Raw genomic sequence first — 12,749 nt, forward strand, 5'->3', positions numbered from 1 at the left:
ATCCACCGAAGTGGACGGGGTATCAACTTCTGGCGTTGATTTTTGGCACGCTGTTGAGTTCTCAAGGAACGGACGCTTCCTTTGTACTCACCCTCAGCAACACTTGCTGGGGCTTTCCTCCGGGCTTTCGTTCTTCATTCTTGCGTTTCCGACTCTATCAGAGTCAGTTCCGCTCGCTTTCCAGGTTCTTCGCTTTCGCGTTTTCCCTTTCCGGCGGTTCCAACCTTACCAGATCTTTTCCCCTCCGTTTCCGGAGTGGAATTGAATTCGGTGGCCGTTGGAGGGCCTTTCCCTTTCGGGTGGATCAGACTTTATCAGGTCTCCCTGGTCTCAAATCCCACCCGCTCGCACATGGCACGTACGGGCACACGTGTGTGCCCGGGTGTTGTGCGAGGTGGAGACGTAAACGTACTGGAGCGGGGCCCCGGATGCAAATCCGGTTGCCCCGCTCCGGTGACGGCGCTACGGCGAGGCTCAGACCTCGACGACGACCGGGAGGATCATCGGGCGGCGGCGGTAGCCGTCCGAGACCCACTTGCCCATGGTCCGGCGGATGAGCTGCTGGATCTGGTGCGGTTCCGCGACGCCGTCGGCGGCTGCGCGGGCGATGGCTTCCTCGATCTTCACCATGACGGACCCGAAGGCCGAGTCCTCGATGCCGGAGCCGCGGGCCTGGATGTTCGGGCCGCTGACGACCTTGCCCGTGCTGCTGTCCACGACCACGTAGACCGAGATGATGCCCTCGTCGCCGAGGATCCGGCGGTCCTTGAGCGAGGCCTCCGTGACGTCGCCGACCGAGAGGCCGTCCACGTACACGTACCCGGCCTGGACCTTGCCGGAGATCCGGGCCTTGCCGTCGATCAGGTCGACGACCACGCCGTCCTCGGCGATGACGATGCGGTCCTTCGGAACGCCCGTCATGGCGCCGAGCTCGGCGTTGGCGCGCAGGTGGCGCCACTCGCCGTGGACCGGCATGAGGTTCCGCGGCTTGCAGATGTTGTAGAAGTACAGCAGCTCGCCGGCGGAGGCGTGGCCGGAGACGTGCACCTTTGCGTTGCCCTTGTGCACGACGTTGGCGCCCCAGCGGGTCAGGCCGTTGATCACGCGGTAGACCGCGTTCTCGTTGCCCGGGATCAGCGACGACGCGAGGATCACCGTGTCGCCGGGGACGATCCGGATCTGGTGGTCGCGGTTGGCCATGCGGGACAGGGCCGCCATCGGCTCGCCCTGGGAGCCCGTGCACACCAGCACGACCTCGTCGTCCGGCAGGTCGTCGAGGGTCTTGACGTCGACGACGAGGCCGGCCGGGACGCGCAGGTAGCCCAGGTCACGGGCGATGCCCATGTTGCGGACCATGGAGCGGCCGACGAACGCGACCCGGCGGCCGTACTCGTGGGCGGCGTCCAGGATCTGCTGGATGCGGTGGACGTGGCTCGCGAAGGAGGCCACGATGATCCGCTTCTGCGCGCTCGCGAAGACGCCGCGGATGGCGTTCGAGATGTCGCGCTCCGGCGGGACGAAGCCCGGGACCTCGGCGTTCGTCGAGTCGGAGAGGAGGAGGTCGATGCCCTCCTCGCTCAGACGCGCGAAGGCGTGGAGGTCGGTCAGACGGTTGTCCAGCGGGAGCTGGTCCATCTTGAAGTCGCCGGTGCACACGACCATGCCCGCACCGGTGCGGATGGCGACGGCCAGGGCGTCCGGGATGGAGTGGTTGACCGCGATGAACTCGCAGTCGAAGGGGCCCAGGTTCTCGCGCTCGCCTTCCTTCACCTCGAGGGTGTAGGGGCGGATGCGGTGCTCCTGGAGCTTGGCCTCGATGAGGGCAAGCGTCAGCTTGGAGCCGATCAGCGGGATGTCCGGCTTCTCCCGGAGGAGGTACGGGACGGCGCCGATGTGGTCCTCGTGGCCGTGCGTGAGGACGATGCCCTCGACGTCGTCGAGCCGGTCCCGGATGGACGAGAAGTCCGGCAGGATCAGGTCGATGCCCGGCTGCTCCTCCTCGGGGAAGAGAACGCCGCAGTCGACGATCAGCAGGCGGCCGTCGAACTCGAAGACGGTCATGTTGCGGCCGATCTCGCCGAGACCGCCCAGGGGGGTGACCCGGAGGCCGCCCTTGGGGAGCTTCGGCGGCGGACCGAGTTCAGGGTGCGGATGGCTCAAAAGTATCTCCTCACCACACACGCCACGTACCTCGTCGTAAGGCACGCGGCGCGCATGTCATTCGTGCACTTGCATTCGTCTGTTGTGTTCGTCTTGTCTTATTCAGTTGTGAAGTCTGATGTCAGAGCTGTACCCCGCCGGCGGCAAGATCGATCTTGAGCTGGGCCGTCTCTTCGGCCGTCAGGTCGACCAGCGGGAGGCGGAGCGGGCCCGCGGGCAGGCCCTGCAGGTTCAGCGCGCCCTTGGTGGTGATCACACCCTGCGTGCGGAACATGCCGGTGAAGACGGGCAGCAGCTTCTGGTGGATCTCGGTGGCCTTCTGGACGTCGCCGCCCAGGTGGGCCTCGAGCATCGCGCGGAGCTCGGGGCTGACCACGTGGCCGACCACGGAGACGAAGCCCACGGCGCCGACGGACAGCAGCGGCAGGTTCAGCATGTCGTCGCCGGAGTACCAGGCGAGTCCGCTCTGGGCGATGGCCCAGCTGGCGCGGCCGAGGTCTCCCTTGGCGTCCTTGTTGGCCACGATACGGGGGTGCTCGGCGAGCCTCACCAGGGTTTCGGTGTTGATCGGGACTCCGCTGCGGCCGGGGATGTCGTACAGCATCACCGGGAGCTCGGTGGCGTCCGCGATCGCCGTGAAGTGCCGGAAGAGGCCCTCCTGCGGCGGCTTGCTGTAGTACGGGGTGACCGCGAGCAGGCCGTGGGCGCCGGTGCGCTCGGCCTGGCGGGCGAGCTCCAGGGTGTGGCGGGTGTCGTTGGTGCCGATGCCGGCGACGACGTGGGCCCGGTCGCCGACCGCTTCGAGGACGGCTCGTACGAGGTCGTTTTTCTCCGCGTCGGTGGTGGTCGGGGACTCACCGGTGGTCCCGTTGATGATCAGGCCGTCGTTGCCTGCGTCCACCAGGTGGACGGCGAGCCGCTGCGCGCCGTCGAGGTCGAGTGCGCCATCCGCCGTGAACGGCGTGATCATGGCGGTGAGGACCCGCCCGAAGGGGGTCTGCGGAGTCGAGATCGGAGCCATGGGTAACACGCTACTCGCTGCCATGCTCGCGTTGTCCCCTCGGGGGACGTCAAGAGGGTGTGGCTCCCGGCACGCGCCCGGGAGGGTTGTTGGATCCCGGCACTGCCTGCTCGGGGGTTCAAGCAGTGCCGGGTCCGTTTGATCAGCCTAGATGAACTTTACGAAACGTGGCAATACGGACACTTCGGACTTGACTCCGTACATCTGTACGTCACGGGCTCATCCGTCCCCATCGGGCCGTACCGACCCTTACGGGGCGACCCGTCCGTTGGCGTTGTACGCGGCGTACGTGAGCGGCATGAGCGAGGCCCAGTGCCGCTCCATCTTCTCGCCGACCATCTCGATCTCCCGCTGCGGGAAGGACGGGGTGGTCGCGAGCTCGTGCTGCGTGCGCAGGCCGAGGAAGTGCATGAGGGAGCGCGCGTTGCAGGTGGCGTACATCGAGGAGAAAAGTCCGACCGGCAGGACCGAACGGGCAACCTCCCGGGCCACGCCCGCCGCCAGCATCTCCTGGTAGGCCTCGTAGGCCTGCCGGTACGAGTCCTCCATGACCCGGCCCGTCAGTTCCTGCTGGGCCGCGGTGCCCTCGACGAAGACGTACTTGCCCGGACGGCCCTGCTGGACGAGCTTGCGCTCGGCGTCGGGAACGTAGAAGACCGGCTCGAGCTCCCTGTAGCGGCCCGATTCCTCGTTGTACGACCAGCCGACGCGGTGCCGCATGAACTCCCGGAACACGAAGATCGGGGCGCTGATGAAGAAGGTCATCGAGTTGTGCTCGAACGGGCTGCCGTGCCGGTCGCGCATCAGGTAGTTGATGAGGCCCTTGGAGCGCTCCGGGTCCTTCTGGAGCTCCTCGAGCGACTGCTCGCCGGCCGTGGAGACACGGGCGGCCCACAGCACGTCGGAGTCGGCGGCGGAGTGCTTCACCAGCTCCACCGTCACATCACTGCGGAAGCTGGGTTTCAGGTCTGAAGCGGCGGTCTCGCTCACCGGGGGTCCTTCCGAACGACTCTCTTGGGGCGCGCCCACTCTACGGCGCGGCCCGAGGCGGGGCGCACAGCTCTCCGTCCGGCCCGGAAGGCGCCACGGTCACCCTTTCGGCTGACGCCCAGCCATAAAATTTGGTTAATGTCCCGAATTCGGGCACCGATTGGGCGGTTCGTACGTCTTTCCCAGTACACGCCACACGCACCTGTCATCGCCGCCCCCGGGCCCCGACCGTGAGGAGAGTCGCTCTATGTTTCGCCGGAGCGAGCCCGTTCCGTTCGCCTTCGTCGCCGAGGCCGACCGCTTCCGCAGCAACGTCACTCCGCCGCCGCGCGAGCGTCTGGGCACGGCCCAGATGGCCGCCCGTAGTCTGGTCGGGCTGACCGTGGTGGCCGGGCTCGTCGGCTCCCTGCTCTTCGGCATTCCGGCACTGCAGCCCCACCAGGCACCCGCCAAGTCGCAGCAGTCGGAGGCCTCCGAGGGGCGGTAGCCTCACGGTCAAGCCCAACCGAACGTGCATGTGAGTGAGGTACAGCCGTGCCCCTGCCCTTCTTGACGGCCGACCGCGCGTTCGACGCGCACGAAGACAGTGCCGGCGAGGACGTACTGGCCCACGAGGACCCCGACCGCTGGCGCCGGCCGTACCGGCCGGGGCCCTGGCGGGTGGCCGGCGCCGCGCTGCTGCTCCTGCTGGCCGCGTTCATGCTGCTCTCCACGATGATCATCGCGTTCGCCGGCACCTGGGCCGGAGCACTCGTCTGCCTGGCCGCCGCGCTCTGCGTGATCGGGTCCGCGCTGCGGATGCTCATGTCGGGCGTCTGGGTGAGCCCCGCCGGGCTGCGCCGGGTGTCCTTCTTCCGGACCCGTTCGATCGCCTGGAACGAGATCACCGAGGTCCGTACGGTCCAGCAGCCGGTGCGCTGGCTGGGGCTGCCGCGGACCGTCCAGGGCCAGGCCCTGACGGCGGCCGGGCGCGGCGGTGCGGAGCTGCCGGTGCTGCTGACCGACCACAACGCCGATTTCCTGTCGCGGACCGAGGCGTTCGACCGGGCCGCCGACATGGTCGAGGCCTGGGCCGAGGAGTACCGGGCCGTGCCCGCCTGAGGCGGACCCCGCAGAGCCCTGGAAGCCCGTACGGGATCCGCCGAGGCGGGCCGTACGGGCTTCCGGGTTCCACGGGGCTCGCGGGCCCGGCGGGACTACCGGGCGGCCTGCCGGCGCGCTCCGCCGTGCAGGGCGATGGCCCGCTGCATGGCCTTGCGGGCCCGCGGGGTGTCGCGGGCGTCGTGGTAGGCCACGGCGAGGCGGAACCAGCTGCGCCAGTCCCCCGGCGCGTCCTCCGTCTCGGCCTTGCGGCGTGCGAAGACCTCGTCGGCGGAGTCGCGCAGGATCCGGCCGTACTGGTCCCGCTCCAGCTCGTCGACGGGCAGCCCGCCCTCGGCCTCCAGCTCGGTCGCGAGCTGGTTGGCCCTGGTCACGAACTGCGTGTTCTTCCAGAGGAACCAGACGCCGATGACCGGCAGGATCAGCACCGCGGCGCCGAAGACCACGGTCAGCGGGGTGCCCTGCCGGATCAGCAGGACCCCCCGGCTGCCGGCCAGGACGAAGTAGACGACCAGGACGGCGGCCGTGAGGAAGTAAGTGATCTTCGCGCGCATGGGTACTACTGCCTGCTCATCAGCCGAGGTCGAGGAAGTTTTCCAGGCCGAACGTGAGGCCCGGGTGCTGCACGACGCGCCGCGCGCCGAGCAGGATGCCCGGCATGAAGCTGCTGTGGTGCAGGGAGTCGTGACGGATGGTCAGGGTCTCGCCCTCGCCGCCGAGGAGCACCTCCTGGTGGGCCAGCAGGCCGCGCAGGCGGATCGCGTGCACCGGGACCCCGTCGACGTTCGCGCCGCGCGCGCCGTCCAGGGCGGTGGCGGTGGCGTCGGGCTGCGGGGCGCAGCCGGCCTCGGCGCGGGCGGCCGCGATGAGCTGCGCCGTACGGGTCGCGGTGCCGGAGGGGGCGTCGACCTTGTTGGGGTGGTGGAGCTCGACGACCTCGACGGACTCGAAGTAGCGGGCGGCCTGGGCGGCGAACTTCATGGTGAGGACGGCACCGATGGAGAAGTTCGGGGCGATGAGCACACCGGTCTGCGGGGAGCCGGCCAGCCAGGTGTCCAGCCGGCCGAGGCGCTCCTCGTTCCAGCCGGTGGTGCCGACGACCGCGTGGATGCCGTGGCCGATGAGGAAGTCGAGGTTCCCCATGACCGAGTCGGGGGTGGTCAGCTCGACCGCGACCTGCGCGCCGGCCTCGGCCACCGTCTCCAGTTCGTCGCCGCGGCCGAGGGCGGCCACCAGCTCCATGTCCTCGGCGGCCTCGACGGCCTTGACCGCTTCGGAGCCGATGCGGCCCTGGGCGCCGAGGACCGCTACCCGCAGCTTGCTGCTCATGCTTCTTCGCTTCCTGTCGTACGGGCCGGGCACCGGCCGGCGGCGGCCGGTGCCCGGCCTCGGGGTGTCAGCGTCTCAGGCGACCGCTTCGTCGAGGCGGGCGGCCTGCTTCTCCTTCAACGGGCCGACCACCGCGAGCGACGGCCGCTGGGCCAGTACGTCGGCGGCGACCGCGCGGACGTCGTCCGGGGTGACGGACGCGATCTCGGCCAGCATGTCGTCGACGGACATCTGGTCGCCCCAGCAGAGCTCGCTCTTGCCGATGCGGTTCATGATCGCGCCGGTGTCCTCCAGGCCGAGGACGGTGGAGCCGGACAGCTGGCCGATGGCCCGCTTGATCTCCTCGTCGGCGAGTCCCTCGGAGACGACCTTGTCGAGCTCGTCGCGGCAGATCCGCAGCACGTCGTGGACCTGGTTCGGGCGGCAGCCCGCGTACACGCCGAAGAGACCGGTGTCGGCGAAGCCCGAGGTGTACGAGTACACGCTGTAGGCCAGGCCGCGCTTCTCCCGGACCTCCTGGAAGAGGCGGGAGGACATGCCTCCGCCGAGGGCCGTGTTCAGCACGCCGAGCGCCCAGCGGCGCTCGTCGGTACGGGCCAGGCCGGGCATGCCGAGGACCACGTGGGCCTGCTCGGTCTTGCGGTTGACCAGCTCGACCCGGCCGGCGGTGCGGATGCGCTTGGTGCCGCCGCGCGGGCCGATGGGCTCGGCGTCGGTGTGCCCGAGGGCGCCCGCCTTCTCGAAGGCCGCGCGGACCTGGCGTACGACCTTGTTGTGGTCGACGTTGCCGGCCGCGGCCACCACCAGGTGCCGGGGGTCGTAGTGCTTCTTGTAGAAGCGGCGGATCCGGTCGGCGCCCAGGGCGTTGATCGTGTCGACGGTGCCGAGGACGGGGCGGCCCAGCGGGGTGTCCCCGTACATGGTCTGCGCGAACAGGTCGTGGACCATGTCGCCCGGGTCGTCCTCGGTCATCGCGATCTCTTCGAGGATGACGCCGCGCTCGGCGTCGACGTCCTCCTCCCGGATCAGCGAGCCGGTGAGCATGTCGCAGACGACGTCGATCGCCAGCGGCAGGTCGGTGTCGAGCACCCGCGCGTAGTAGCAGGTGTACTCCTTCGCCGTGAAGGCGTTCATCTCGCCGCCGACCGCATCGATCGCGGAGGAGATGTCGAGGGCGCTGCGCTTGTGCGTGCCCTTGAAGAGGAGGTGCTCCAGGTAGTGCGTGGCGCCGTTGAGCGTGGGCGTCTCGTCCCGGGAGCCCACGTGCGCCCAGATGCCGAAGGTGGCGGAGCGGACCGAGGGCAGTGTCTCGGTGACGACGCGCAGTCCGCCGGGGAGGACCGTGCGCCGGACGGTGCCGATGCCGTTCTCGCCCTTGAGGAGGGTTTGGGTACGGGCGACGGCCCGCCCCTCCGAAGAGGGGCGGGCCGTCACACGGGAACTACGCGACGTCACTTGTCGGAGTCGTCCTTGTCAGCATCGTCGCCGGCGGTCTCGCCGTCGATCACGGGGACCAGCGAGAGCTTGCCGCGCTGGTCGATCTCGGCGATCTCGACCTGGACCTTGGTGCCGACCGCGAGCACGTCCTCGACGTTCTCCACGCGCTTGCCACCGGCGAGCTTGCGGATCTGCGAGATGTGCAGCAGGCCGTCCTTGCCCGGCATGAGGGAGACGAAGGCACCGAAGGTGGTGGTCTTGACGACCGTACCCAGGTAGCGCTCGCCGACCTCCGGCATGGTCGGGTTGGCGATCGAGTTGATCGTGGCACGGGCGGCCTCGGCGGCCGGGCCGTCGGAGGCACCGATGTAGATGGTGCCGTCGTCCTCGATCGTGATCTCGGCGCCGGTGTCCTCCTGGATCTGGTTGATCATCTTGCCCTTGGGGCCGATGACCTCACCGATCTTGTCCACGGGGATCTTGACCGTGATGATCCGCGGGGCGAACGGGGACATGGCGTCCGGCGTGTCGATCGCTTCCATCATCACGTCGAGGATGTGGAGACGGGCGTCGCGGGCCTGCTTGAGGGCGGCGGCCAGGACCGAGGCCGGGATGCCGTCGAGCTTGGTGTCCAGCTGGAGCGCGGTGACGAACTCCTTGGTGCCGGCGACCTTGAAGTCCATGTCGCCGAAGGCGTCCTCCGCACCGAGGATGTCGGTGAGGGCGACGTAGTGCGTCTTGCCGTCGATCTCCTGGGAGATCAGGCCCATGGCGATGCCGGCGACGGGGGCCTTGAGCGGCACACCGGCGTTCAGCAGCGACATGGTGGAGGCGCAGACCGAGCCCATGGACGTCGAACCGTTGGAGCCGAGGGCCTCGGACACCTGGCGGATCGCGTACGGGAACTCCTCGCGGGTCGGCAGCACCGGCACGATCGCGCGCTCGGCGAGCGCGCCGTGGCCGATCTCGCGGCGCTTGGGCGAGCCCACGCGGCCGGTCTCACCGACGGAGTACGGCGGGAAGTTGTAGTTGTGCATGTAGCGCTTGCGGGTCACCGGGGAAAGGGTGTCCAGCTGCTGCTCCATGCGGAGCATGTTGAGGGTGGTGACGCCCAGGATCTGGGTCTCGCCACGCTCGAACAGCGCCGAGCCGTGCACGCGCGGGATGGCCTCGACCTCGGCGGCGAGGGTACGGATGTCCGTGATCCCGCGGCCGTCGATGCGGACCTTGTCCTTGATGACGCGCTCGCGCACCAGGGCCTTGGTCAGGCTGCGGTAGGCGGCGGAGATCTCCTTCTCGCGGCCCTCGAAGGCCGGGAGGAGCTTCTCGGCGGCGATGTCCTTGACGCGGTCGAGCTCGGCCTCGCGGTCCTGCTTGCCCGCGATGGTCAGCGCCTGGGCGAGGTCGCCCTTGACGGCGGCCGCGAGGGCCTCGTACACGTCGTCCTGGTAGTCCAGGAAGACCGGGAACTCGCCCTCGGGCTTGGCGGCCTTGGCCGCCAGGTCCGCCTGGGCCTTGCAGAGGGCCTTGATGAAGGGCTTCGAGGCGTCGAGGCCGGCGGCCACGATCTCCTCGGTCGGCGCCTCGGCGCCGCCCTTGACGAGGGCGATGGTCTTCTCGGTGGCCTCGGCCTCGACCATCATGATCGCGACGTCGCCGTCCTCCAGGACGCGGCCCGCGACGACCATGTCGAAGACGGCGTCCTCGAGCTCGGTGTGCGTCGGGAAGGCCACCCACTGGCCGCGGATCAGCGCGACGCGGACGCCGCCGATCGGGCCGGAGAAGGGCAGGCCGGCCAGCTGCGTGGACGCGGACGCGGCGTTGATCGCGATGACGTCGTACAGGTGGTCCGGGTTGAGCGCCATGACGGTGGCGACGACCTGGATCTCGTTGCGCAGGCCCTTCTTGAAGGACGGGCGCAGCGGGCGGTCGATCAGGCGGCAGGTGAGGATCGCGTCCTCGGAGGGGCGGCCCTCGCGGCGGAAGAAGGAGCCGGGGATCTTGCCGGCCGCGTACTGGCGCTCCTCGACGTCCACCGTCAGGGGGAAGAAGTCGAGCTGGTCCTTGGGCTTCTTCGACGCGGTGGTGGCGGAAAGCACCATCGTGTCGTCGTCCAGGTAGGCAACGGCGGAGCCGGCGGCCTGGCGGGCCAGACGGCCCGTCTCGAAGCGGATGGTGCGGGTGCCGAAGGAACCGTTGTCAATGACGGCCTCGGCGTAGTGGGTCTCGTTCTCCACTAGCGTTTTCTCCATTTTCGTCGTCTCCGTCCGCTGCCCGTGTGGCTGCGGACGGTTGCGGAGAAGCGCTCCTTGCGTGCGGGCCGGTCTTCGATCGAAGTACCCGGTTCGGTGCCCTCGGGGGCATTCCGGGTACCACTACCGAGGACCGGCGGCCTGGGAGGGCGCTCCTCCTCTTCAGTTGTGCACGTGGTTCGCCGTGCACGTGCGTCCAGACTACAAAGCGTCCGGTACGTCCCGCACGTAGAGCGTCAGCACGTACAGCAAAGGGAGCGGCCCCCTCAGTGTGGGAACCGCTCCCTTCACAGCGTCCTTACTTGACGCCGGCCGCACCGCGGCGGATGCCGAGGCGCTCGACCAGCGCGCGGAAGCGCTGGATGTCCTTCTTGGCCAGGTACTGCAGCAGGCGGCGACGCTGGCCGACCAGGATCAGCAGACCACGACGGGAGTGGTGGTCGTGCTTGTGGGTCTTGAGGTGCTCGGTCAGGTCCGAGATGCGCTTGGAGAGCATCGCGACCTGGACCTCGGGGGAGCCGGTGTCGCCCTCCTTGGCACCAAACTCGGCGATGATCTGCTTCTTCGTAGCGGCGTCGAGCGACACGCGTACTCCTCGTATAGGTCTTCGTAGCCACCGAGTGCCCCAGGTCGAATTCTCTGGGGATCTTCCGTAACTCGGGAGGCGGGGTCCGCTGAGCGCAGCCTCCAGAGGATTTCCGGGGGCGCGTACACAAACGGCCGTCACACAGCGTACCAGGCTGCCGCACGGCCCCCGTCTCAGCTGGTGAGAGAGCGGGCCCGGGCGTACACGTCCAGCACGGCGAGGGCCAGCGGGACGAGGCTGAGCAGTACTGCCGCCTCGGTGAGGTCGAGCAGCCGTCCCCAGAAGGGTGACAGGCCCTTGCTCGGGATGACAAGCGCAATTCCCGCGAGGAGGGCCGCGCCGGCGGCGACGGCCGCGGAGAGCCAGATCGTACGGAGGTCCAGGCCGCCGCGGTCGTGGTACTGGACGAGCTCGCGGACCAGGTCGGCCGGCGGGTGCAGGGCCAGGCCCAGGATCAGCAGGGCGATGGCGGCCAGGCCGGCGGCCAGGGTGCACACGACCTGGGAGGTGTACCGGAAGAGCCGGGCGCGCAGCAGCATGGCCAGTCCGGTGGTCAGGGCCAGGAGCCGGCCCCAGGTGTTGTCGGAGAAGCCGAGCACGGCGGCGGAGCCGACGGCGACCGCGGCGCAGCCGCCGACCAGGCCGAGCAGCATCTCGTGGCCGCGGCGGGCCTGGGCGGCGATGGCCTCGGCGTCGAGCGGGGCGCCCGGGTCGTGCTGCTCGGCGGCGGCGGAGTCGGAGTACGGCTCGCTCTCGTAGCGGTCGGGGGTCCCCGCGTAGTCGACGTAGTCGTCGGTGGCGCTCTGCGGGGCGGCGTAGCCGATGGGCAGCCGGGCGAAGCGGGCCGAGAGGCCGGGCAGGAAGGCGACGAGGCCGATGGCAACGGGGGCGCAGACGGCTGCGGTCGCGGTGGCGGAGGCCTCGGTGACGATGGCGACGAAGGTGGCCAGGGTGCCGGTGGCGGCGAGGAAGGTGGCCGCGACGAAGGGGGCGTCCCCGTTCGGGGTGAGCGCGACCAGGGCGACGGCGGCGACGAGCACGCAGACGCAGCCGAGCAGGAACTGGAGCCGGCCCGGCCCCTCGCCCGCGCCGGCGGCGACGATGCCGGAGCCGGCGATCAGCAGGAGCGGGAGGGCGCCGAGGCCGAGGGCGACGGCGGAGCCGCGGTCGCGGTAGACCCGGGCGCGCACGCCGGAGGCGGCGGTCAGGAGCACGCCCGCGGCGCCGGCGATGATGCCGGGCAGGCCGTGCATGTCGTGGCGGACCGGGTCGGCGTACCAGAGGACGAAGCCGAGCAGGACGAGCAGCAGGGCGGCGCCGATCAGGCCCGCGCCGCGGAGCATGTCGTCGCTCCAGCGGTGGCGGTCGCGGACGACGGCGGAGGCGACGGCGTCGGAGACGTCGTCGAAGACGGCGGGCGGCAGCGAGTCGGCGAACGGGCGCAGGCTCAGCACCTCGCCGTCGAGGACCTGCTGGGCGGCGAGGGTGCGGGCGCCGTCGAGGACGGTGCCGTCGCGGCGGACCAGGTGGAAGCCGGTGGGGGCGCCGACGGGCTGGGTCTGGCCGGTGAGGCGCAGCAGTTCGGGGTAGACGTCGGCGACGGCGATGTCCTCGGGGAGGGCGACGTCGATGCGGCTGTCGGGAGCCACGACGGTGACCCTGCAGAAGCCCGTCGTTGCGGCCGTACTCACCTGTGTGACCCCCCTGGTTGGCGAAGCGGGTGCATGCACCTCTGCCGTGGATTCGCCGTGGATTCGCGGATGCGCATGCTGCGCGGGCCACCCTACCGGGCGTATGAGTGACTGTCGGCAAGTAGGATCACCGTCGCGCAGGGGAGACCCCCTTCGCGCCCGGGACTTGGGGGCGCCGGTAG

General features: G+C 69.7%; 12 protein-coding genes. 3 read left to right on the forward strand and 9 right to left on the reverse strand.

Annotation, left to right across the window (positions count from 1 at the left end):
• Positions 1–265 (forward strand): hypothetical protein (locus tag K7B10_RS12595; protein ID WP_229336182.1); only part of this gene is annotated, 265 nt, incomplete at its 5' end.
• Between the two features lie 209 nt (positions 266–474).
• On the opposite strand, the gene K7B10_RS12600 is transcribed toward K7B10_RS12595, so the two are convergent.
• The 3 genes from K7B10_RS12600 to thyX form a co-directional block, all read right to left on the reverse strand.
• The gene (locus K7B10_RS12600) at positions 475–2,160 is read right to left on the reverse strand and encodes a ribonuclease J (protein ID WP_229336183.1); all 1,686 of its coding nucleotides are present in this window, start codon (positions 2,158–2,160) and stop codon (positions 475–477) included.
• 121 nt (positions 2,161–2,281) lie between these two features.
• Complete coding sequence (dapA, locus tag K7B10_RS12605) at positions 2,282–3,181, reverse strand: 4-hydroxy-tetrahydrodipicolinate synthase (protein ID WP_229336184.1); 900 nt, start codon at positions 3,179–3,181, stop codon at positions 2,282–2,284.
• Positions 3,182–3,430: 249 nt separating this feature from the next.
• Positions 3,431–4,171, reverse strand: a complete 741-nt coding sequence (thyX, locus tag K7B10_RS12610; RefSeq protein WP_053693203.1) for an FAD-dependent thymidylate synthase — start codon at positions 4,169–4,171, stop codon at positions 3,431–3,433.
• Positions 4,172–4,418: 247 nt separating this feature from the next.
• On the opposite strand from thyX, the gene K7B10_RS12615 reads away from it, so the two are divergent.
• Both K7B10_RS12615 and K7B10_RS12620 read left to right on the forward strand, forming a co-directional pair.
• Positions 4,419–4,658, forward strand: a complete 240-nt coding sequence (locus K7B10_RS12615) for a hypothetical protein (RefSeq protein ID WP_229336185.1) — start codon at positions 4,419–4,421, stop codon at positions 4,656–4,658.
• Positions 4,659–4,705: 47 nt separating this feature from the next.
• Positions 4,706–5,272 (forward strand): SCO5741 family PH domain-containing membrane protein, encoded by a 567-nt coding sequence (locus K7B10_RS12620; protein ID WP_229336186.1) that lies wholly within the window; start codon positions 4,706–4,708, stop codon positions 5,270–5,272.
• Positions 5,273–5,367: 95 nt separating this feature from the next.
• Here K7B10_RS12620 and K7B10_RS12625 read toward each other — a convergent pair whose 3' ends face one another.
• The 6 genes from K7B10_RS12625 to eccD all read right to left on the reverse strand — a co-directional run bounded on the left by K7B10_RS12625 (position 5,368) and on the right by eccD (position 12,567).
• Positions 5,368–5,826, reverse strand: a complete 459-nt coding sequence (locus K7B10_RS12625) for a hypothetical protein (RefSeq protein ID WP_229336187.1) — start codon at positions 5,824–5,826, stop codon at positions 5,368–5,370.
• Positions 5,827–5,845: 19 nt separating this feature from the next.
• Positions 5,846–6,601 carry a 4-hydroxy-tetrahydrodipicolinate reductase gene (dapB, locus tag K7B10_RS12630; RefSeq protein WP_229336188.1) on the reverse strand — a complete coding sequence of 252 codons (756 nt, stop codon included), beginning with the start codon at positions 6,599–6,601 and terminating at the stop codon, positions 5,846–5,848.
• A 75-nt stretch (positions 6,602–6,676) separates the two neighbouring features.
• On the reverse strand, positions 6,677–8,056 hold the full coding sequence (locus K7B10_RS12635) for a M16 family metallopeptidase (RefSeq protein ID WP_229336189.1): 1,380 nt from the start codon (positions 8,054–8,056) through the stop codon (positions 6,677–6,679).
• Positions 8,053–10,275: a polyribonucleotide nucleotidyltransferase gene (locus K7B10_RS12640; protein ID WP_229344979.1), complete on the reverse strand. Its 2,223-nt coding sequence runs from the start codon at positions 10,273–10,275 to the stop codon at positions 8,053–8,055. The genes K7B10_RS12635 and K7B10_RS12640 overlap by 4 nt, the downstream gene beginning before the upstream one ends.
• A gap of 313 nt (positions 10,276–10,588) precedes the next feature.
• Entirely contained in the window at positions 10,589–10,876 is a 288-nt protein-coding gene (gene rpsO / locus K7B10_RS12645; RefSeq protein ID WP_030859744.1) for a 30S ribosomal protein S15, read from the reverse strand.
• Between the two features lie 173 nt (positions 10,877–11,049).
• Positions 11,050–12,567: a type VII secretion integral membrane protein EccD gene (gene eccD, locus K7B10_RS12650; protein WP_229336190.1), complete on the reverse strand. Its 1,518-nt coding sequence runs from the start codon at positions 12,565–12,567 to the stop codon at positions 11,050–11,052.
• Between the last annotated feature and the right edge of the window lie 182 nt (positions 12,568–12,749).

Origin of the sequence: Streptomyces flavotricini (assembly GCF_020639365.1) — a bacterium.
Classification (GTDB): domain Bacteria; phylum Actinomycetota; class Actinomycetes; order Streptomycetales; family Streptomycetaceae; genus Streptomyces; species Streptomyces flavotricini.

Bases quoted from the DNA above. Each gene is read 5' to 3' on its own strand.
- dapB (WP_229336188.1), bottom strand. From the start codon at position 6,601: ATGAGCAGCAAGCTGCGGGTAGCGGTCCTCGGCGCCCAGGGCCGCATC.
- K7B10_RS12625 (WP_229336187.1), bottom strand. From the start codon at position 5,826: ATGCGCGCGAAGATCACTTACTTCCTCACGGCCGCCGTCCTGGTCGTC.
- dapA (WP_229336184.1), bottom strand. From the start codon at position 3,181: ATGGCTCCGATCTCGACTCCGCAGACCCCCTTCGGGCGGGTCCTCACC.
- K7B10_RS12615 (WP_229336185.1), top strand. From the start codon at position 4,419: ATGTTTCGCCGGAGCGAGCCCGTTCCGTTCGCCTTCGTCGCCGAGGCC.